Source organism: Flavipsychrobacter stenotrophus, from assembly GCF_002954265.1.
In the GTDB taxonomy this organism is placed as follows: domain Bacteria; phylum Bacteroidota; class Bacteroidia; order Chitinophagales; family Chitinophagaceae; genus Flavipsychrobacter; species Flavipsychrobacter stenotrophus.
On record NZ_PPSL01000002.1, the window covers coordinates 855,828 to 877,800 of the forward strand.

Genomic DNA, 21,973 nt, shown 5'->3' on the forward strand with positions numbered 1-21,973 from the left:
TTGCCTTTCTTTATTTCAGATACTTCTTACCTTATGCCTTTGGTGCGCCGTTTGCTTCTGCTTTACGTGGATTGCGCTCCAGTACTTCGTCTACCATTCCGTATTCTTTGGCCTCCTGTGCGGTCATCCAGTAATCGCGATCGCTATCCTGCTCTACCTTTTCGAAAGGCTGGCCACTGTGGAAAGAGATGATCTCATAGAGTTCTTTCTTCAGCTTGCCTATTTCGCGTGCTGTGATCTCTATGTCGCTTGCCTGTCCTTCTGCACCACCCATTGGCTGGTGAATCATTACGCGGCTGTGTTTAAGCGCAGTACGCTTGCCCTTGCTGCCTGCACACATCAATACCGCACCCATAGAGGCCGCGATACCAGTACAAATAGTAGATACATCGGGATTGATGATCTGCATGGTATCATAGATACCGAGGCCTGCGTATACGCTACCACCCGGACTGTTCAGATACATCTGTATATCGCGGGTACGGTCTGTACTTTCCAGGAACAACAACTGTGCAGTAACTATATTAGCTACATAGTCATTGATACCTTCGCCCAGGAAGATGATACGATCCATCATCAAACGGGAGAATACGTCCATAGATGCTACGTTCATGGGACGCTCTTCGATGATGTATGGAGTAAGATTGGTAGGCAATTTTGTGTTGATCGCAGATGTATAGCTATCTACTGCTAAGCTGCTGATGCCATGATGTTTGATGGCATACTTACGAAATTCGTTCTGATTCATAAGAATACTTTGTTTTGTGTAGTTGTTGCAATTTTTAATCCATGATAAATATAGCGCCATTACGGCAGAAAATAACCTGACGATTCCTGCAAATAGTCAATTTGGCAATAGAGAATAGTAATATGGCGTTTGTATTTCCATTTTATTACTCAATGCTAGTGTTCTGTAAGCGTACAAAACGAATACGTCCTTGCGTGAGATTGATTCGCGAAGGGCTCGCAATGACCCGCTAATTTGGACTCAAAGAGAACCAGCGTAATGAGTTATGGGAAGCCCTCACATGTATGTACAATAAACCGCCCCCATATCACCCTGCATTTTAAAACACCTCACCCAGGTTCACGAAGAGGCCTTGTGAGCCGCCGAGGCCGAAGCCGTAGTCAATGGCTATGTTGGTGCGGGAGTTTTTATTGAGTTTTACTCTTAGTCCGCCGCCCCAGCCGGGTGCTATGGTCTCGAATTTATTAGAGCCCAGTTCGGTGAATGACTGTGCATTGGCAAATACCACGCCGCCTATCAAGCCATTTCGAGTAACTGTGAACCTGTATTCGCCCTCTATATAGGCCATATTATTTCCGCGATAGCGGCCCTGTATGTAGCCCCTTCCGGTGTTACTGTAAGGGTCATTACCTGTGTTGGGCAGCATAAGGTATGGAGGCTTACCGGTAACTGTGAACCATTCATAAGTCCATAGGGCGAGGATATTATCGGAGTTGGCGGGGAAGCGGATGTACTTTCTGCCTTCTATGACCAGCGAACGCCAGGTCTTTTCATTGCCCAGCACTGCCAGGTTGGGCCGGTAGATGATATTGGCAAAAGCGCCGCCATCGGGGTTGATGGAGTTTTTGCGACTGTCGTACAGGAAATTGAAGGTGATACCTGATGCGATCTCGGTGCTGTTCAGTCCGTATTTCTGAAAATCGGTGGCCACGCCTGCGGGTGCGGTCAATTCTTTTATACCCCAGAAGTAGTCTATACCATAGCCCAGGCCCAGGTATATATTATTCTTCACCTTGCGCATGATGGTCTCGTGTATCCTTATTGCGGAATAATCTATCAGGTAGCCATCATTGATATTGGTATACCCGCCTATGCCATAGGTAAACGATGGGAACTTGATGTAGCGCCAATCTCCCGAGATATTGTACTTATTGTCTTTGGTCCAGATGTTGGTGACAATGGGGGCTATTATCTGGTTGCGGACAGTATAGGTGAAACTCAGATTGATGGTAGAGGTGTTGGCACTGTCATTGGTATGAAATGCCGCATTACCATTGAGTAGCCCCGCAAAACCTGTTTGCAGCGTATAACCTGCTGCTGGCACGGCTGAAATGATCACCTTTTTGGGTGGTTTGGCTGTGGTATCTACAGGGTGATGCCTGTGGATGTAACGGGAAATGATATCCAAAAGATCGTCCTGGCGGGTATAGCCATCATGATGTTCTGCCTGTGAAAAGGCAGTGTAGTTACAACAGATGAGTATAAATAAAATGGTTAGCCTTGTTATCTTCAATGAATTGGTTTTAACCCGTATCTCTTTAATCAGCAATTATCAGACCATAATAGTTTGCAAAGGTTAAAATGTAAAAGTTAACAGCAGATTAAAAAAGGGTGCGCTTAGGTTTGACGCCTAAGTTGTTTCGCCCCCTTCGGGGCTGTGTTTATTATATTTTTTTACCGAGGGCTTCACCCCCGGCTATTGTGTTTCGCCCCTTCGGGGCTATCAATGGCAATAACCAGGTGACATCGGCTTTCAACGCCTGTCTACAATTGTAAAGTCAATGATATAAAAACGGGCGTACTTTGACCTGTAATTGCTCTGAAAAGCGATCTTTAGATGTTCTTATACCCAAACCTGTGTTACATTTACCAGACAATCATCTTCAAACCAATAACCTATGAATCAATTTGTAAAGCCGGCTGTTATCGGGGCATCAATAGTGGTGACGCTGGTGCTGGGTATATTTGTGATACTGCGCCTGTCGGGGGTATTGCTGTACTTTAAGATGGTAAGCGGATCGAGTGAACCTAACCTAAAAATGGGCGAGCGCGTCTTTGCATCGGGCCTTAAAGCACCCAAAGTAAATGACTTCATCTGCTTTGCGGCCTATGATTCTATTAACAACAGAGCAGATATATTGATGCACAGGCTATGCGCTAAAGGTGGCGACAAGGTGGAAATTAAGGATGGCGTGCTTATAGTTAACGGCCTGGCGGAAACTGGCATAAAACTAACCAATGAGTACCTGGTACCCAGGGCATACCTACCTAAAATACCCAACACGAGTGAAGTAAACAACATAATGGATATGGGTGAAGACAGTGTACATGTTTTTGCTACGATCGATTTTATGAAAGAGAATGGTATTGTTGGTAAACTGGTGGTGCACCCTGTAGCTTTTGTTGATGAGATGGTTGCGCTACGCTGGCAGCACAACTGGAACCTGGATCAGTTTGGCCCTGTCGTAGTCCCCGCCAACTGTTATTTTGTATTGGGTGATAACCGCCACAATGCTTTCGATTCCCGCTACCGCGGGTTTGTTGATGGTAAGGATTTCAGAGCTACTGTGGTATGGCATAATTAGAGGGGAGGCTTAGCTACGTCTGGGTTTGATTTTGATTTTGGTGACAGCGTAATCTGCATCACAGATTAGGAAGACTACCCCTAAATGGGAATAGCCCGCAAAAAGTCTTGCGGGGCTATTCCTTTTTTGTAACCAATAAAACAAATTACTGTATAGAGATTAAATCTGGTCTACAGCCTTTTAGCGCAAACCACTTTTTACTTTTAAGTTTTTACTTTTCACTTTTTAATGCGCCTGCAGCCAATTATGCCCGTGTCCTGTTTCTACATGCAGTGGTACGCCGAATGGTAGTTCCATAGCGCCTTCCATACAGCGCTTGATGATCGGCTTTACGTCTTCCAGTTCATTCACCGGTACATCAAATACCAATTCATCATGCACCTGTAATATCATTTTAGCACCGAGTCCGCTCTTCTTAAGCTCTTTGTGAATGGTGATCATGGCGAGCTTTATCATATCGGCAGCAGTGCCCTGTATAGGCATGTTAATGGCATTGCGCTCTGCATAGCCACGTACGGTGAAGTTGGCTGAGTAAATGTCCTTTAACCACCTCTTACGGCCCATTACGGTCTCTACATACCCGTGCTCCTTGGCAAAGTTAATAGAGCGGTCCATGTATAGCTTTACGGCAGGGTATTGTGCGAAGTAATTATCAATGATGGTCTTGGCCTCGGTGCGGCTCACACCTATATTTTCAGATAGTCCGAAGGCGGACTGGCCATAGATGATACCGAAGTTCACCGCCTTGGCAGCACGCCTCATATCACCCGTCACTGCCGATTCTTCTACGCCATATACCTTGGCCGCAGTGGCAGTATGAATGTCTTTATTGTCGCGAAATGCCTGCGCCATATTTTCATCGCCGCTTATTGCCGCTACTATGCGTAGTTCTATCTGCGAGTAATCGGCAGATACCAGTATATGGTTAGCATCGCGGGCAATAAAGGCCTTACGTATTTCCCTGCCGCGCTCTGTGCGGATGGGTATGTTTTGCAGGTTAGGATTGTTACTACTCAACCTGCCCGTTACGGCCACAGCCTGGTTGTAACTGGTGTGTAGTCTGCCTGTACGTGGATTGATCAACCCCGGCAATGAATCTACGTAGGTGCTTTTCAGCTTGGTGAGCTCACGATAGGTGAGTATCTCTTCTACTATATTGTGCTTGTGGCGCAGCTTCTGCAAAACATCTTCACCGGTAGCATACTGGCCGGTCTTGGTCTTCTTCTGGCCCGCATCTATTTTCATCATCTCAAACAATATCTCACCCAACTGCTTTGGTGAGCCTATGTTGAAGTTGACACCTGCATGTGCATATATACTGCCCTCTACAGCCTTAATATCTTTCTCCAGGTCTTTTGAATAATCATTGAGGAACTGGAAGTCGAGGTTCACACCTTCAAACTCCATATCCAGCAACACAGGTACCAATGGGTTCTCTACCTGGCTGAATACATTGCGTACTTCCTTCTCATCGAGCAACGGTTCGAATATTTCTTTCAGTTGCAGGGTCACATCGGCATCTTCAGCAGCATATTCCTTCACCTGCTCCAGTGGCGCATCGCGCATCGACAACTGCCCCTTGCCCTTCTTACCAATCAATGTCTCTATAGACACCGGCTGATAGCTGAGGTATTTGGCACTAAGCATATCCATACTGCGCTTACCATCGGGATCAATTACATAGTGCGCCAGCATGGTGTCGTACATGTTGCCCTTCAGCTCAAAGCCATACCACTTCAGCATCAGCATATCGTACTTCAGGTTCTGGCCGATCCATGTTATGTTCTCTTTTTCAAACAGCGGCCTGAAGCGTTCCATTATAGCCAATACTTCAGTTCTTTCTACCGGCAGGGGCAAATAATAAGCGGTACCCTTATCCCAGCAAAAACTCATACCTACTATGTCGGCAAGGTTAGCGTCTATATCGGTTGTTTCTGTATCGAAGGCTACTTCCCGCTGTTGTTCTAACTGTGCAATAAGTGTGGTTATCTCTTCATCGGTCGATACCAATGTATAAGTATGCTGTACATCGGCAATGGTCTTAAAATTGCCTGCATAATTTTCTGTTTCTTCGTTGGCTGTTTGTATCTGCTCTGCTACGGTCTGCTGTTGTTGTGCGGCAGGTTTTTCTTTGATCACATTGCCAAACAGGTCCAGCGACTTAGGCGCCTCAGGAGCCGGTGCTCCGCCTGCATCACCAAATACCTGTCTGCCCAGCGTACGGAATTCCAGTTCGTTAAATATCTCCGTCAGTACTTCTACATTCTTTTCCTTTATCCTGAAGTCCTCTTCATGAAAAGGCACACCCGGCACATTAGTGATAATAGTCGCCAGCTTCCTCGACATCATTGCCAGCTCTTTACCATTACGCACCTTCTCACCCATTGAGCCTTTTAGCTTGTCTGCATTGGCCAGCAGGTTTTCTATATTGTCATATTCCGCCAACAGCTTAGCTGCTGTCTTCTCGCCAATTCCCGGTATGCCCGGTATATTATCTACCGCATCGCCCATAAGGCCCAGCATATCTATTACCTGTTCTACGCGCTGTATGCCCCATTTCTCGCAGATCTCCTTTACGCCATATATCTCTTCCTTATTACCCTGGAATGGTGGCTTGTACATATAGATACCATCGCGCACTATCTGGCCGTAATCCTTATCAGGGGTTACCATATAAACAGTATAGCCCAGATCAGCAGCCTCAATAGCCAGTGTGCCTATAATATCATCGGCCTCATAGCCATCCATTTCCATGCAGGGCAGGTTAAAGCCCTTGATGATACGCTTGATCTCCGGTATAGCAGCACGCAGGTCCTCAGGTGTTTCCTGCCTGTTGGCTTTGTACTCGGCAAAGTCGGTATGCCTTTCTGTAGGAGCCGATGTGTCGAACACCACAGCCAGGTGAGTAGGCTTTTCTTTATTGATGAGGTTAAGCAAAGTATTGGTAAACCCAAACTGCGCATTGGTGTTCTTTCCCTTGCTGGTGATGCGCGGGCTGCGGATAAGTGCATAATATGCACGGAAGATCAGCGCATAAGCGTCTAATAAAAAGAGTTTCTTTTCAGGCATGTTGCTAAGGTAAGCCAATATGAGGGAAGAGCAAAAGTGGGTGACGAAGAGAATAGATATGATGGGGATTTGTTATATTTATAACAACTGCCAATCAAGATTATATGAAGACTGCCTTGATACTCTTTGCTATAGCTATTCTCAGTACCTCCTCAGGCAAAAAATGCTATAATTCGTTAGAGGAATACAACCTGAAAGGACATGTAAAATCTGTTGTGAACAAGGAGTATATTGTTAGTGCCGGGAAAGAATATGTAAGGCATAATGACATAGCATGGTATGACGTTGCGGGCAATGTAGTAGTAGATTCTTCACTATCCCACGATACGATTTTTTTACCTGTCAGACATGCGTACAAGTATAATGAGTCAGGCCGAAGGACAGAGCAACTACAGCTGGTTAGTCCGGGAGAGCAACCGGGTTGGAAAACTCTATTTACTTATGACAAAGATGGATTCCTGTCTGAAACCAATAGGTATCATCCTAATGGAGGATTGATGCAAAGGGTAATATTTAGATACGATGAAAGCGGCAATAATACAGAACAATATAGTTACAGTTCAGACGGAAAACCTAACGGTATAGAGGTACGCAGATATGATGAAAATGGCAACCTCGTGCAGTCAAACGACTATAGTATTGACGCGCAGTATGGATCAAAATATGCTGTTCAATACTCGTCAAAAGGCAACCTTCTTTCAACGGTAGAAGAACATTTTGGTGATTCAATGCAAACTACAGTCAGGCATTGTAGAAAAGCCCGATACTCAGGCACATCTTATGATGCCAAAGGCAACTGGATAAAAACAACCAGAATCACTGATGGTGGTTGGTACATTGACACAGCAATCGTCAAACGCACCATCACCTACTACTAAACAAATAGAATTGATTCTGCTACAAAAAATGAAATGATCCAATCATCTCCATAACACTACACTCTGATGAAACTATTCGCATTATACTTACTCCTTTCAACTACGTCATTACTATCTGACACAGTTAGTAATTCACTGCACGAACAGCATTTAAAAGGCAATATTAGGTGCATTAATCATAGTTCCACTAACAATAATGTAAAACATAACGAACGATATTGTTTTGATAAATGGGGTAATGAAATTGCCTATTACAGATATCATGGAGATTCGATAGTTCGGTACGATACTACCACGTATACTCTAGCATTAAACGGGCAAAGAATAGAGGGTAAAACTGTCAGCTCTATTAAGGCCGAATCGAAGAATATTATTTATAGATACGACGAAAAAGGCAGGTTGAAAGAAAAGTATATCTATACAGGCACAGGCTTACCTAATGGCCTTTGGCAATATAAGTACGATACAGCGAACAACAGAGTATTGATAACAAACATTGGCAAAGGTGAATTGCCGCCGTCTGCCATAACTTACGATAGCGATGGGAAGAAAATTAGCGAAGAAAATTTTGGAGGGTATTTAAACTCATATGATTATGACAAGGATGGCACTTTAAATGTGGAGACCCTTCGCTGTCATGAGGGAGACTTTGTTACGAGATATTTTAATATTGTTCTTGACGATCATAAAAACTGGATAAAATGAACATCGACAACTGAAGGCTACACTACACTTGAAACGCGCACCATCACCTACTACTAAACAAAAAGAGATGCCACTTTCGCAGCATCTCCCCGGTTATTATTCAAAAGGAATCTATTCTATTACAAAATGCAGTGTCCTGTTAACTGTGTTGTTGCGCAATTGCAACAGATACATTCCCGCAGGTAATCCGTATGTAGACACCTGTTTATTAATGGCGCCATTAGATAGCTCAGTAAGGTCATGATACACGCTTTGCCCAGTCATATCGGTTATCTCCACGGTCAGCGATCCGTCTGATGTTGCTACACTTCCCGTTATTGTAAATGTCCCGTTGTTAGGGTTGGGCAACAGCATAATGTCTTCATTGCTACCAATGGTATTTACACCAACATTTCCTGCTACGGTCACTTTTACTGAGTTAAATACAGATACCCCGCTGCACTGGTCGGTATTGGTAACGATGCAGTTTACCGAATCACCCGTAAATAGGTTGTTAGTGATGTACACCGAATTAGTTGCTCCGGGCATAGGTATATTATTCTTAAACCACTGGTACGTTGGCGACATGCCACCTCCACTCAATATTGTTACGCTGAAGGTATCATAGGCACCTTCGTTAATGATATAGCCCGGCATTGCAGAGATCACACCTATGGGCTGCGACAGAGGCAGCACCGTCATGGTAGAAACATCTGTAACTGTAGGTGTTGACACACATGGGAAATTACTGGTCAGGGCCACCTGCACCACATCGCCGTTAGACGGTACATAGCTGAATACATTGCCCGTGGTTGTATGCACACCATTTACCGACCATTGGTAAGTGGGCATTGTACCCCCATTTATTTGTGAGGCTGTATAGGCAACAGGGTATAGCTCACAAGAGGTAAGCCCCGGGTTTATACTGGTGCTCACAAGTGGTAATACCAACGGACTAACAGTAAGCGTTCTTGTTGCAGTGGCATAGTCTGTAGTGCGGCAATACTCATTGCTGGCCATAATAGCGGTAACTACATCGCCATGTGCAGGAATATAGCTATAAGTATTACCCACACCGGCAAAGGCCAGGTTTACATACCACTGGTAAGTAGGTGCCGTGCCGCCATCTATAGGTAACGGAGTAAACGTAGTCAGGTTGCCAAGGCATACTGTATCTCCTGTACCTGTGGCAATAGATAATGCAGGTGTAGCAATATGGTGTACGATCATGGTAAGCACAGCACTGGCAGTATCTGGCACTGCACAGCCCAGACTGCTGATGAACCAGCAACGAACGATATCGCCGTCTGATGGCGTATAAGTATAGGTAGGTGTGCCTGCTAGTATTACACCATTAATGCTCCACACATACAGTGGACTGGTGCCGCCATTTACAGGATAGGCGGTATAGGTGACTGGCGTTCCCGCACAGACCGCCAGAGGCGTACTGGCCGAAATACTCAACGATGGTGGTAAAGACAAATTCACCGTTAGCGGCATTGTAACATAGCAGCCTGTAGCATTATAGGCGTAAGTAATAGTAGCCGTTCCCGGGCCTGTGCCGTATGCGGCGCCCGATGCGTCAATAGTTGCTACGGATGCATTACTCGTACTCCAGCTGCCGCCGGTAGAGGTATCGCTAAATACGGTTGTCAGCCCCACACATACCGGACCACTTCCGGTAATGATTCCCGGTAGCGGATTAACGGTAACCAATGCAGTATCGGTTGCTGTACCACAGCTATTGATGACTGTATAAGTAATTACCGCTGTACCCACACCCACGGCATACACAAGTCCTCCTGATGTTATACTTGCCACACCCGTATTGCTGCTGCTCCATGTACCACCCGGTGCCGATGAGGCCAATAAAGTAGTGGTAGTGTTACAGATCACTGCACCATTCACTAGGCCCGCATTAGGTTGCGGTTTCACTGTTATAGCATGGCTCACAATGTCCGATCCGCAGCTATAAGTATAGGATGTGTAGATGATGCTTGTTGTTGCTAATCCGGTTGAAACACCTGTAACCTGCCCTGTAGTATTTACACTGGCTATTGATGAATTGAGACTAGACCACGTGCCACCGCCAACTGATGCGGTAAGACTCACAGCTGTACCATAGCAAACACTATCTGGACCGGTTACACTCCCTGCATTAGGGAGTGGATTTACAACTATACGCTTTGTCGCTATCGCGGTGCCGCACACTGTTGTTACCGAATATTTTATAGTAGTAGTATCGGCCAATGCTCCGCCAACCGCACCTGTGCCACTTACAGTAGCTATTGCGGTATTAATAACTGACCACGTACCCGCTGGTATGGCAGTAGTGTTGCTTAACGAAATAGTAGCACCCGCGCATACACTGTCCGGGCCTGCTATTGCACCTGCTACAGGTAGCGGATTAACTGTAGTTGTAACAGTAGTACTGCTGCTGCAGGTGGGTGATGTATAACCAGTAACGGTGTAGGTAGTTGTAGACGTAGGATTGGCTGTAACTACCGCGCCGGTCGTAGCAGAAAGCCCTGTTGATGTAGTCCATGAATAAGTTCCCGATGCCCCTGCACCCGATGCGGTAAGTGTTACCCCGCCACTACCAGCACAGAAAGATGGTGATGATGGCGATACGGTAATAGTTGGCGGCGTGCATCCGAGGGTTACGTTGCCCAGGATGTTAATGTAGTTAGTTTGGAAAGTACTTGTAGCGCCGCTCGGACTGAAAGGATAAATAGCAACGATTATACCATTAGTAACGCTTGAAATGCCTGTTGGCAGAGCGCCTCCACCCCATGAGGCAGCAGGTGAACTCACGCCACACGTGGTACTTGTATTGGCATGATTTACTCCGTCGTCCGTCCAGGTAGCACCGTTGTCCAGACTGTATGCTAGTCTTGCGTTTACAGGTCCGGTATTAGATCGTCTTATACCTGCACTAAAACCTGTTACATCTATCTGATAGCCAACATTGGGCGTTATCTTAAAATAGTAATGAGGGCCGGTGGCGCTATAGGAAGCTACCGAAATTGGTACGACTTTACCACTCAATCCTCCGCTGCCACATGCAGAGTTAGACCCGAAGCCAACATCCATAAGACTTGTGACAGTTACATTTGGGCTACCTGCTACCACAGCGGTACTCGTTCCGCCTGATCCGGTATAAGTAGCAATTTGACCGTAAGCACTGCCTGTTATCAGCAGCACTATGATAATAAAAATGGTATAGAGTAGTTTCATAAAACAGATATTTCCTTGCAAAGAGCAAAGGTGACCAATACCTTTTGGGCATATATTACCACAAGATTATATCTCCGTTAAGGAAGACAGAAATTTTAACTGCCGGTTGTTGTTTATTGATAAATATGTATCTCTGATAATCTGACAGCTATTCCGAAAAGATGCAGCATAGAGAAAATTTGATCATCGCAAAATGCTCCAAACATCAAATTGCGTGAATAGATGATCTTATTATTTGAGAACTACGTATAGCTCTGAAAGAGCGTCCTCAATAGCGTAGGGCGTTTTAGCCCTACGTACAAACCACCCCTATTTGGAAGCCCTGCGGGGGCGCACTCCTATCTCTGCGATTAACTTACTACTATTACCCGTAGGGGTTACCCTGCGGTAAGCGGAATACACCCGTCCCGCTCGTAGGTCATCACGCCATTTCCTTAACCACATTCTCCCTCGCCTTTACCTCATACTTATCATAAAAATACTGCGTCTTAAAAATCCGCTCCATCTCCAGAAAATGCCCCAGGGCTTTTTTGCGGCCGGGGTTATACAGCAGGTCGGGGTAAATGCCATACTCCTTGCGCACCTGCTGTGCATATATAATATAGGTATCATAGTCGCGGCCCACAATGCTCATATCGGCATCTATGAACAGGTCTATCAATGCACTCCCGGTAGATTCATGAGTTTTGGTAGCCAGTATACATGCGCGGGTACTCTCAACAACAGCCTCCGGCACTCCCAGCAACTTCATTTCCTTTACCGCCAGCTCCGCACTCTGCTCCTCATTATCGTGGCGCAGCACATTATACATTATATCATGGTAAAAGGTGGTGAACAGCAACACATCCCACCCCTCATTTTCTTTAAAGGGCAATAACTGGTCTATTATATCTGCCAGGTGCGCCAGATTATGGTAGTGCCTGCCCCGCTCGGTATGATGCGTTTCTATCATCCGCCGCGCCCTTTGCACCGCAACCTCATCTGGTGTATACCTCCCCGCCAACTCCGTAAACACCCCCTGCAACTCAGTTATTTGTAATGTTGGCATACTAAATATATTTTGCTTATACTAACTCCTCATCAAATCATACCTGCAAATCATGTCATTGCGCCGTAGGTGCAAAAGGTTTGTAGGACAAGAAACCCCCTCTATGACCGCGAGCCGTTAGGTTCGCGCCCGATCTAAACTGGTATTTTCCGAAAATTAATAATATAACAACCCCTCAAATTTACAATTCTTCATGTTAATCTTTTAATCCTATAAATCATGCCTGTCCCAACCACCTGTCGGGAGGCCGGCTCTCTTTGAGACTCCCCCGAGTTGGTCTTTGCGAGGAACGAAGCAATCTAGTAGCAGGACGTATTAGTTTTGTATTAAATGTCACCCATTGAGCCAACTAGCCATTGAGCAATTAAGCCATTCCCTCAACCCCAATTGAGCCATTAAGCCATTGAGTAATTGAGCCATTATCATTTAATATTTACTATTCCCAATTCTTAGTGACGTTTTTTAAAATTAATTCATATCTTTGCACATTCAAAAAGTGTCGTTTATTTAAAAATTTTGATGCAAATGTCTCATTTTACTACTGAAAAGAAAGCAAACATCTTTAAAACCTTTGGTGGAGCGGAAACTAATACAGGTTCTATCGAAGCGCAGATTGCCATGCTCACAGAGCGTATTAACCATATCTCTGGCCATATGAAAGGAAATAAGAAAGATTTCTCTTCTAATCGTGGATTGATCGTGATGGTAGGCCGCCGCAAACGCTTGTTACAATATCTTAGCGCTAACAACCTTACTTCTTATCGCTCATTGATCGAGAAGCTGGGTATCCGCAAGTAATCGCTTTACCGTATTTACTGTTCCCAACTATCCGGTTGGGAATTGTTTTTTTATGACAACCTAAATTTCGATGTATGACCCCAAGTCCTATTTCCGCGTCCTATACTTTAGCTGACGGACGGGAAATTTCAATTGAGACGGGCAGAATGGCTCGTCAGGCAGATGGTGCTGTGGTAGTGCGTATGGGCGACTGTATGATACTCGCTACCGTAGTAGCTTCCAAAGAGCCTAAACCAGGCCAATCTTTCTTCCCGCTGACTGTTGATTACCAGGAAAAATTCGCTTCCGCAGGCCGTATCCCCGGTTCTTTCTTCAAAAGAGAAGCTCGTTTAAATGATTACGAAATACTTACCTCACGTCTTATAGACCGTGCCCTCCGTCCTTTGTTCCCCGATGATTATCTGTGCGAAGTTCAGGTGCTGGTTTCTCTTATATCTTCAGATAAAGAAGTAATGCCCGATGCTATGGCCTGCCTGGCTGCATCTGCTGCGCTTGCAGTGTCTGACGTGCCGATCATGGAAGTGATCTCTGAGGTACGTGTAGGCCGCATCAATGGCGAATTCGTTGTTAACCCATCGCGCACTCAGCTCGATTCGGCTGACATGAACATAATAGTAGCTGCTACCGAAACCAACATTATGATGGTGGAAGGTGAAGCTAAGGAGTGCGACGAAGCAAGCTTGCTGAAGGCGATACAGATCGGTCACGACGCTATCAAGCAGCAGGTGAAACTGCAGCTGGATCTGCGCGCTAAGCTGGGTCTTACTACTAAACGCGAATACATCAAGCCTTATACCAACCCTGAACTGGAAGCTAAGATCACAGAATTCGGTAAGGAAAAAGTATACAATGTAGCTAAGGCTGCAATGGGCAAGCACGAGCGTGGAGACGCGTTCAAGGCTATCCGCAAAGAGTACGAAGCAACATTCACAGAAGAAACTGCACTCCCTGCTGCTGACGCTGCATTGGTAGGCCGTTACTTCCACGACCTGGAAAAAGACGTTATCCGCAAGATGATGATCGAAGAGCGTGTACGCCTCGATGGCCGTAAGCTGGATGAAGTTCGTCCGTTGACTATGGAAACAGACGTATTGCCTTCACCACACGGTTCTTCATTGTTTACCCGTGGCGAAACACAGTCACTCACTACAGTTACCCTCGGTACTACCGATGATGAACTGTTGAGCGAAACTGCTGCTACGTCTGACTACGTTAAATTCATTCTACATTACAACTTCCCTCCGTTCTCTACAGGCGAGGTGAAGATGATGAGAGGCCAGAGCCGTCGCGAGGTTGGTCATGGTAACCTGGCTATGCGCTCTTTGAAGCAAATGATGCCGGCAGACTATCCATACACCGTACGTGTGGTATCTGATATCCTCGAGTCTAATGGTTCTTCATCTATGGCTACCGTTTGTGCCGGTTCACTGGCACTGATGGATGCAGGTGTTCCTTTGCCTAAGCACGTAAGTGGTGTGGCTATGGGCCTTGTAGCTGAAGGTGGTAAATTTGCAGTATTGACAGATATCCTGGGCGATGAAGATCACCTCGGCGATATGGACTTCAAGGTAACAGGTACCCGCGATGGTATCTGCGGTATACAGATGGACATCAAGTGCGATGGACTGAGCATGGAAGTGATGATGCAGGCTTTAGAGCAGGCTAATCGCGGCCGTCTCCACATCCTCGATGCTATGTACAAGAGCATTGCTGAGAAGAGAGAAGAACTGAAACCACAGGCGCCACGTATCGAGCAGCTCACTATCGATCGCGAATTCATTGGTGCTATCATAGGCCCTGGTGGAAAGGTGATACAGGAAATGCAGCGCGAAACAGGTGCTAAGATCAATATTGAAGAAGTAGGACAGGAAGGTATCATCAAGATATTCTCTGCCAACAAGGAAAGTATTGACAAGGCTAAGAACTGGATCAAGAGCATAGTAGCTATACCTGAAATAGGCGAGACCTACGAAGGAACAGTGAAGAGCGTAGTAGCATTCGGTGCATTCGTAGAGTTCATGCCGGGCAAGCAAGGTTTATTGCACATAAGTGAAGTAAGCTGGAAGCGCCTCGACACACTCGATGGTGTACTGAAAGAAGGCGATAAGATCAAGATCAAGCTGGTAGGTACAGACCCTAAGACAGGTAAGCTGCGCTTAAGCCGCAAGGTATTGATGGACAAGCCTGAAGGCTATGTAGAACCAGCACCACGCGAAGACCGTGGCGACAGAGGAGATCGTGGTGGAGACCGCGGCCCACGCCGTGAAGGTGGCCCACGTGGCGACCGCAACGACCGCCCACGCGGAGATCGCCCACAAGGCGGCGACCGTGGTCCACGTCGCGAAAACAATGACAACAACAACGAAAACAATAACCAGCCTACCCCCGAAGTAGCCCCTGCACCACAGGACAACGGCAACGACGACGATATGAAACTGTAATTGTTTGAGTTCTGATACTAACTAAAAATCCCCCGCTCAGTGAGTGGGGGATTTTTTTGTGGCATAAATGTTATTTTCTTCATATTCAATCGTCTAAGAAAATACAAGTATGTTTTATGTCATTAAATTTTTTGCAGTACTAGTATTAACTTACGTAAAATCATTGTTATGAGACTTGCTAACAGGTTTAATTATCGAGATTTGTTTGAAGAGAGTCGGCCTCAGGTTAAAGACTTACTTATTGGGATATCTTCCCAGTATATAATTGTGATGCTATCTTTAGTTAATAATATTTTGCTGCAACTCAAAGAAACCAATAGGACACAATTAGAAATATTCAGTTTGATGACATCAAAATTGCCAGAAGCCTATAAGGCAGCACTTTTAGGAAAAGTTGAAAACAAACTGATGTCAGGCGACTATGCTCTTTTTTCATTTCAATGCACGGTCGAATTCATCAATAGGGAAATTATTAATTATAGAGAAGGTAATTTGCCACTACCGATAGATTTACCAGAAATAGAATTAAAGATATTAAAGGCGTATGTGGTAATAACTGAAGAAATAGGAGAATCTGATAGCCTAGATTTTGATAGCATTTTAGCAGAAGCAAAAAGGAGTCCAGAAGGGGTCTTAAAATTGATGTGGCCTCATTTAATTGAACAGTCAGAATTTGTAAATCGAGCAGATATAGCGTACGAATTATATAAGGGCATTGCGTTAGTATCTTATCTTGAAAAACATGAAAAGTATGCCGGCGCTACCCAAAAGCATTTTGAAGCACTAAATTGTACATCGGGAAGACAATATATAAATTTTTTGCAGTTTTTGATTTTCAAAAATCTGCCAAGTGAAGAATTGCCTCACCCAAGATTTTATAATTTTATAGTTAAAGTAGAAGGTGTGCATCCGTTTTGGGAATCATTAGTGCTTGATCCAAAAGAGATAAGTGAAAACGAAAACAAGCAAATCGGCTATAAAGGATTGAAAGAAAAACCTGTTTTCAAATTCTCTAATGATGAATATGTAATCCCTTATTGGGATTTTTTTTACAATGCCCTTTTTACCGGATTGATTTTCTCAATTTACAACAATTCAGGTATAAAAAAGATCGAAAATTTCATGGATTTCCGATCGACGGTTGGGACTGAATTCACAGAAAACATCCTATTTCGAAACTTAATGAAATCCTGCTTTTCAAGAAAGCATGAATTTTTAGCCTTTTTTGACGATCCCAAGTCGATATTTTCCCCTGATTGTTACTATAGGCGAGGGAACAACATTTTTATTATAGAATTTAAGGACAACATGCTATCTAATGCGGTAATCCAATCAAAATCTTATGAAGAAATAAGAAAAGCGCTTTATTCAAAATTTGTTGAAACGAAAAACAAAAATAAGTCCCCAAAAAAGGTATTTCGCAATTAGCCAGAAATATTAATTTGCTCGTTTCAAATGAATCAACATTTTATGATATTGATGATGACGCGAAACGCAAAAAGCTAAAATTAAAAAATATGAACATTTACCCAATCATTGTTCACGCAAACAGTTACTTTGATTTACCTGGAGTCAACAGTTTTTTAGATGAATTGTTTTAACCACTAATACCTATTAACAGAGGTGAAATTAAGCGAGTCAAAAGTGTTACTGTAATAAACATGCACTATTTTTTCAAGCGCATTTTACTCTTTTCAGATTCTAAAATTCAACTTGATGATGAATTAAATTTTTATCATCATTCGATAAATAGGGATAAAAAGAAATGGCAAATAACCGGAGGTGAAGCTAGTTGGTTTAATTCCCTAAGTGCTTTTGGTTTTCACTCACTTAATGTAAAAAAACACTCATTACATAGACTAGATGAGTTTAGCGATACAATAGAAAAATGTTGGGGAATTAATTAATTCCCACGCTAGGAGTAGCCCTGTTCGGCGTAGTCTTCCTGACTACGCCGAACAGGGCTAGGGCGTAAACCGTGGTCTCTTTTAATGAGGTAGCTATGGAATGCGTTTGCATGTATATCAAATCCGAGCATAAAAAAAGAAGCTGCTATTCTAATTTGCAGCTTCTTTTATCAGTTCTAAATCATACTTCAGGAGAAATTCAAGTAATAAGAATTGACCCAATTAGAGATTCTCAATTTTATTGTTTTTTTATTTTTCTTAAATATAACAATGCCATGTCCAATTAGAATTATAGTCAATAGCAATATTAATATCTCAATAGTATGTCTCTTAAGGTCTGCGTCTCGGAAAAGATACCCTCTAGCATACACAATACATTTATCAGCGAATGGAATTAAAGATGTAAGCACTAAAATCTATAAAAAAAAACTGAACAAAATCCAAAAAAATATAACTTTCTTATAGTGAAAGCTAGGCAAATTATCTCCAAGCACTTTTTCGGCCAAAAATGCTGATAAGAAAATCACGATTGTGCTGATATGTTCGGTAATATAATGCACTAGTGCAAAGGTATAGATATTTATTTAATTGTGAAAAAGAATACCATTTAATAATTATTACTCCCGCGCTGGGCGTAGTCTTCCTGACTACGCCCTACGCGGCTTGCGGTCTCTGACCGCCGTGTTTCGCTGAGCAGGGCCAACCATCCTCCTTTTCCTTCAATCCCGACCATCCTGATTCAGACAAAAAAAGCAGAGGCACATAAATGCCCTCTGCTCATAATCACCTAAATCCACCAACCTTACGCCACCATCACACTCGCCAGCCCCTTTTCCACCGCCTTATCCTTTAGCTCAGGTAGGGCAAGGCCCTCTATGCGGAACACCGTAATATCAGTGATGCCTATAAATCCGAATATGGTGCGCAGGTAAGGCTCTGCAAAATCAAGCGACTTCATATTTCCTTCAGATAATACGCCACCCGATGCCATGGCTATATACATCTTCTTGCCGTGTACCAGTCCCTTTGGGCCGGTGGCTTCGTACTTAAACGTTACGCCCGCCCTTACTATATGATCCAGCCAGGCTTTAAGGGTTGAGTGTATGCTATAGTTGTAGATGGGTACGCCTATCACTATGATATCGGCATCCATTATGTCAGCAATAGCTTCGTCCGAATGTTTGACGGCGGCAACCAGCTCTGGTGTCCTCCTCTCGGCGGGTGTAAAAAACGATGTTATGTGCGCTTCTTCCAGGTGCGGAAAATTTTGTTCGGGAAGGTTCCTAACCTTCACTGTACTGCCCGGGTGGGCAGCCAGTAGCTGGTCTACAATAGTGTTGCCTAGCTGAATACTGTTAGATGCATTGCCTCGCGGGCTGGAAATAACATGTAATATCTTTTTCATTTTTAGTATCTTTTTTTTGATAAAGCAAAACTAGCTACATTTACTTACTAATAGTAAGCAGTATACAAACGGTTAGTAGTATCCTTTAGGTTAGTGCTTTTTAAAAACCGGGAAATGACAGAACAAGTAATGCTGGGAGCCCCTAAGTGTGTTAGCGCCCTCAACTCTATTGATGATGCACTGTACGTAATTGGCGGAAAGTGGAAGCTAAGGGTTATTGCCACACTTAGGGAGGGCAACAAACGCTTTAATGAGATACAGCGCAACATCAACGGCATCTCTCCACGTGTCCTATCAAATGAATTAAGAGAACTCGAACTCAACGGATTGGTAACACGGACCGTACAAACGCAAATGCCTGTAGTGGTAGAATACCACCTTACCGACTATGCCGAATCCTTAGGAAATGTACTAACCTCACTAATGGAATGGGGCACCATGCATCGCGATAAAATAAGGAAGGAACGCTAGCCCTTGCTGAGCGAGATCCCTGCTCGGCGTAGTTTTCCTAACGGAGTTTACCCCGATTCTTTTCGGGGTCGTAGCGGTGCGCAATCTTCAGATTGCACTCATGTTACCTACAAAAACTCGGGCATCATGACTATCCTTCAATCAAGTGAATCATGGTTCAGACAAACACCCACACAAACCACGCATCAAAGCCCATCATACAATCACTGCCATCACGGTTCAGACAAACACCGCAATTGAGACCTCAAAAAAACATATCCACAAAAAGCACCCGCTCAAACCCTTGCCCACAGCACCTTTCAGGCGGCGCAGACGTAATTTTTGTGAATATCTTTATTTGAAAAAATGAATTTCCCATATTAATTTGCACCCGATTCAGGTGAAAACCTGTCCGCTCTTTGACATTATGAACCCATATCGACAACCATACATAACATGTAAGGTCTTTTAATTATTACCTAACCACCCAAACTGTGTCATTGCGAGCCCTTCGCGAATCTGTCCCCAACTCGTTGGTGGAGCAATCTCACGTAATGGCGTATTCGTTTTGAGACATACAGCAATTCTGCAAGCATCCCGATGTTAGATTGCTTCGTTCCTCGCAATGACAGCGTAATTAGGCAACAAACATCCACAAAAAAGTAGCAGCATGTGGCAATAAGTGGCAGGAAGTGGCAGATAGTAGCAGTTTGTTAAAATCCGCCAAAAACCCTACCCAACAACGCATACAGCCGAAACCACCTACACAAAACTGCCACTTTTACGAAAAACTGCCACTTTTTATTTTCGCAGCTAATACCTTATCCCAAGGCGGCTACTTATGCCACGCTGGGCATAGCATTCCCGACTATGCCCCATACGGCTGGTGGTCTCCGACCGCTCCGCACAGTGAGTTGGTAATTTTTGCTGATGCGTTACGCTTAGAGCAATATGTGCGGGTTACGCAGGGGCCGTCACAATTATTTCAATGGTTAAACTAAAAGAATAGCCCCACAATAATATTGCGGGGCTATTCCTTATACATGACTTACTATTATTGCCTTGTAAACTTACGTGTAGCTACCAATTGGCCCTGTCCATCCATTAATCGGGCAAAGTAAATGCCGCCCGGTATATTATCCAGGCTCATGTTGGCGCTGTTGCCATTCAGCTTATAAACTGCCATTACCTTGCCAATAATGTTGTAGTTGGCAACTGTCTTTATATCGGCACCGCCATTATAAACGAGGTTGATCTCTGTAGTGGCAGGATTGGGGTATAAAGCCACCTCCTCGCCTGCCTTACTTACTGTATTTACATTTACAGGAGACCTCGATACCACAAAGGTAGAATAAGCACTATCCATGGCTACGGGGTCAACAATTTTTACCCTTACATAATAATTGCCCATACTGGTCATACCAGGTGCAGCACCATTGAAAAGTAAGTGAAAATCATGATTAGCAGAAGTAGGAGAATAGCCGCAGGTTCTTAGAATTCCGGAGGGAGTAAGAAAACTAAGATTGTAGCAATTAGAAGTATCGCACATACCACAGTTAGCTACCCAATCTGAAGGGAAATTTGTACTGACCACATTCCAGTTCAAGGTTACTTCACCGGCTGTGGGTGTGATATTGTTGTGGATAGATACATTACCTGCACCACTGCCGTCAAAGAATACAGTATCGTAGGTGGTAGTGAACGATTGTGCATATGCAGTTGATGACAATATGCTACAAGTAAGGATACAGAGCGTAATAATTAATCTTTTCATAATCAAGGCAACATTTTGAATTATGAAGTTACCTGTTATTTCATTTCGCTTTTGTTAATGTCTGTGTATAGGTAAAATAAAAAAGCCTGTGATACTTGATCACAGGCTATATAAAAATGTTCTTAATTCTCTTATTGCTTGGTAAACTTGCGTGTAGCAACTATCTGTCCTTGTGCATCTGCAAGACGAACGAAATAGATACCACCCGGCATATTCTCAAGGCTCATGTTTGCACTGTTACCATTAACCCTGTATACAGACATTAACTTACCGATGATGTTGTAGATAGATACTGTCTTTACATCAGCCGAACCGCCATAAACCAGATTAATTTCGTTGGTAGCAGGGTTAGGATACAATGACAATTCTTCATTGGTTCTTGTTACCTGTTCAACACCTACAGCAGTTTTAGACACAATAAATGTAGCATAAACGCTATCCGGAGCAGCAGGATTAACCAGCTTTGCTCTTACATAATAAGTACCGTTAGAAGTTGCCGCACCCTGATTGAACTGAAGGTGGAAATCGTGGTTACCAGAAACGGGGTATGGATCGCTTGTCTTAACTATTCCTGATGGCGTAAGCGTATTCAGGTTGTAGCAAAGGAAGTTATCACACATACCTGCAGCTGAGATCCAGTCTGTAGGGAAGTTGGTAGAAACTACATTCCACTTAAGCGTAACTGGTCCTGACGCCGGACTAACATTGTCATTAACATTGATAACGGTAGTACCGGAAACAGTATAATAAACGGTATCACTTGCAACGGTGAATGACTGAGCATTTGCACGGGAGAAGCCCGCCAAAACAACCGCAGTACATAATAGAGTAAAAATCTTTTTCATTCCTGGCAATTTATCTTTGCAAATTAATATTTATTGTGCTACCCACCAAAAATATTTATTCCTTCTAGCGGATACTAATTGTATAGCAAATTTCGTACCGCGCT

Annotated in this window: 15 protein-coding genes; 7 read left to right on the forward strand and 8 right to left on the reverse strand. The window is 44.0% G+C overall.

The features are described 5' to 3' along the window. Window positions 1-31 precede the first annotated feature (31 nt). Together clpP and CJD36_RS08925 are read right to left on the reverse strand one after the other, a co-directional pair. Window positions 32-748, reverse strand: coding sequence for an ATP-dependent Clp endopeptidase proteolytic subunit ClpP (gene clpP / locus CJD36_RS08920; RefSeq protein ID WP_205685577.1), 717 nt, complete (start codon window positions 746-748; stop codon window positions 32-34). A 319-nt stretch (window positions 749-1,067) separates the two neighbouring features. Then, window positions 1,068-2,261 (reverse strand): BamA/TamA family outer membrane protein, encoded by a 1,194-nt coding sequence (locus CJD36_RS08925; RefSeq protein ID WP_133162563.1) that lies wholly within the window; start codon window positions 2,259-2,261, stop codon window positions 1,068-1,070. A gap of 385 nt (window positions 2,262-2,646) precedes the next feature. Between CJD36_RS08925 and lepB the strand changes: the two genes are divergently transcribed. Continuing rightward, entirely contained in the window at window positions 2,647-3,333 is a 687-nt protein-coding gene (gene lepB / locus CJD36_RS08930; protein WP_105038786.1) for a signal peptidase I, read from the forward strand. A gap of 225 nt (window positions 3,334-3,558) precedes the next feature. Here the strand turns inward: lepB and polA are convergent, their stop codons facing one another. After that, on the reverse strand, window positions 3,559-6,402 hold the full coding sequence (gene polA / locus CJD36_RS08935) for a DNA polymerase I (RefSeq protein WP_105038787.1): 2,844 nt from the start codon (window positions 6,400-6,402) through the stop codon (window positions 3,559-3,561). 104 nt (window positions 6,403-6,506) lie between these two features. Between polA and CJD36_RS08940 the strand changes: the two genes are divergently transcribed. Together CJD36_RS08940 and CJD36_RS08945 are read left to right on the forward strand one after the other, a co-directional pair. Beyond that, window positions 6,507-7,280 (forward strand): hypothetical protein, encoded by a 774-nt coding sequence (locus tag CJD36_RS08940; protein ID WP_105038788.1) that lies wholly within the window; start codon window positions 6,507-6,509, stop codon window positions 7,278-7,280. Window positions 7,281-7,346: 66 nt separating this feature from the next. Beyond that, on the forward strand, window positions 7,347-7,985 hold the full coding sequence (locus CJD36_RS08945; protein WP_105038789.1) for a hypothetical protein: 639 nt from the start codon (window positions 7,347-7,349) through the stop codon (window positions 7,983-7,985). Between the two features lie 111 nt (window positions 7,986-8,096). Here the strand turns inward: CJD36_RS08945 and CJD36_RS08950 are convergent, their stop codons facing one another. Together CJD36_RS08950 and CJD36_RS08955 are read right to left on the reverse strand one after the other, a co-directional pair. After that, entirely contained in the window at window positions 8,097-11,201 is a 3,105-nt protein-coding gene (locus tag CJD36_RS08950; protein ID WP_105038790.1) for a T9SS type A sorting domain-containing protein, read from the reverse strand. A gap of 421 nt (window positions 11,202-11,622) precedes the next feature. Next, window positions 11,623-12,249 carry an HD domain-containing protein gene (locus CJD36_RS08955; protein ID WP_105038791.1) on the reverse strand — a complete coding sequence of 209 codons (627 nt, stop codon included), beginning with the start codon at window positions 12,247-12,249 and terminating at the stop codon, window positions 11,623-11,625. 525 nt (window positions 12,250-12,774) lie between these two features. Between CJD36_RS08955 and rpsO the strand changes: the two genes are divergently transcribed. The 3 genes from rpsO to CJD36_RS08970 all read left to right on the forward strand — a co-directional run bounded on the left by rpsO (window position 12,775) and on the right by CJD36_RS08970 (window position 16,916). Next, window positions 12,775-13,047, forward strand: a complete 273-nt coding sequence (gene rpsO, locus CJD36_RS08960) for a 30S ribosomal protein S15 (protein ID WP_105039052.1) — start codon at window positions 12,775-12,777, stop codon at window positions 13,045-13,047. 74 nt (window positions 13,048-13,121) lie between these two features. Next, a complete protein-coding gene (pnp, locus tag CJD36_RS08965; protein WP_105038792.1) occupies window positions 13,122-15,488 on the forward strand; it encodes a polyribonucleotide nucleotidyltransferase in 2,367 nt (788 codons plus the stop codon). A gap of 168 nt (window positions 15,489-15,656) precedes the next feature. Continuing rightward, a complete protein-coding gene (locus CJD36_RS08970) occupies window positions 15,657-16,916 on the forward strand; it encodes a hypothetical protein (protein ID WP_105038793.1) in 1,260 nt (419 codons plus the stop codon). Window positions 16,917-18,197: 1,281 nt separating this feature from the next. Here CJD36_RS08970 and CJD36_RS08980 read toward each other — a convergent pair. After that, a complete protein-coding gene (locus CJD36_RS08980) occupies window positions 18,198-18,800 on the reverse strand; it encodes an FMN-dependent NADH-azoreductase (RefSeq protein ID WP_105038795.1) in 603 nt (200 codons plus the stop codon). Window positions 18,801-18,914: 114 nt separating this feature from the next. Between CJD36_RS08980 and CJD36_RS08985 the strand changes: the two genes are divergently transcribed. Further along, complete coding sequence (locus tag CJD36_RS08985; RefSeq protein ID WP_105038796.1) at window positions 18,915-19,271, forward strand: winged helix-turn-helix transcriptional regulator; 357 nt, start codon at window positions 18,915-18,917, stop codon at window positions 19,269-19,271. Between the two features lie 1,033 nt (window positions 19,272-20,304). On the opposite strand, the gene CJD36_RS08990 is transcribed toward CJD36_RS08985, so the two are convergent. Both CJD36_RS08990 and CJD36_RS08995 read right to left on the reverse strand, forming a co-directional pair. Next, entirely contained in the window at window positions 20,305-21,024 is a 720-nt protein-coding gene (locus tag CJD36_RS08990) for a T9SS type A sorting domain-containing protein (protein WP_105038797.1), read from the reverse strand. A gap of 131 nt (window positions 21,025-21,155) precedes the next feature. Next, window positions 21,156-21,869 (reverse strand): T9SS type A sorting domain-containing protein, encoded by a 714-nt coding sequence (locus CJD36_RS08995; protein ID WP_105038798.1) that lies wholly within the window; start codon window positions 21,867-21,869, stop codon window positions 21,156-21,158. Window positions 21,870-21,973 lie beyond the last annotated feature (104 nt).

Coding starts and splice junctions, on each gene's coding strand:
- CJD36_RS08995 (WP_105038798.1), bottom strand. CDS start 21,869: ATGAAAAAGATTTTTACTCTATTATGTACTGCGGTTGTTTTGGCGGGC.
- lepB (WP_105038786.1), top strand. CDS start 2,647: ATGAATCAATTTGTAAAGCCGGCTGTTATCGGGGCATCAATAGTGGTG.
- CJD36_RS08970 (WP_105038793.1), top strand. CDS start 15,657: ATGAGACTTGCTAACAGGTTTAATTATCGAGATTTGTTTGAAGAGAGT.
- CJD36_RS08945 (WP_105038789.1), top strand. CDS start 7,347: ATGAAACTATTCGCATTATACTTACTCCTTTCAACTACGTCATTACTA.
- pnp (WP_105038792.1), top strand. CDS start 13,122: ATGACCCCAAGTCCTATTTCCGCGTCCTATACTTTAGCTGACGGACGG.
- CJD36_RS08955 (WP_105038791.1), bottom strand. CDS start 12,249: ATGCCAACATTACAAATAACTGAGTTGCAGGGGGTGTTTACGGAGTTG.
- CJD36_RS08950 (WP_105038790.1), bottom strand. CDS start 11,201: ATGAAACTACTCTATACCATTTTTATTATCATAGTGCTGCTGATAACA.
- CJD36_RS08990 (WP_105038797.1), bottom strand. CDS start 21,024: ATGAAAAGATTAATTATTACGCTCTGTATCCTTACTTGTAGCATATTG.
- polA (WP_105038787.1), bottom strand. CDS start 6,402: ATGCCTGAAAAGAAACTCTTTTTATTAGACGCTTATGCGCTGATCTTC.
- CJD36_RS08980 (WP_105038795.1), bottom strand. CDS start 18,800: ATGAAAAAGATATTACATGTTATTTCCAGCCCGCGAGGCAATGCATCT.
- CJD36_RS08985 (WP_105038796.1), top strand. CDS start 18,915: ATGACAGAACAAGTAATGCTGGGAGCCCCTAAGTGTGTTAGCGCCCTC.
- CJD36_RS08940 (WP_105038788.1), top strand. CDS start 6,507: ATGAAGACTGCCTTGATACTCTTTGCTATAGCTATTCTCAGTACCTCC.
- clpP (WP_205685577.1), bottom strand. CDS start 748: ATGAATCAGAACGAATTTCGTAAGTATGCCATCAAACATCATGGCATC.
- rpsO (WP_105039052.1), top strand. CDS start 12,775: ATGTCTCATTTTACTACTGAAAAGAAAGCAAACATCTTTAAAACCTTT.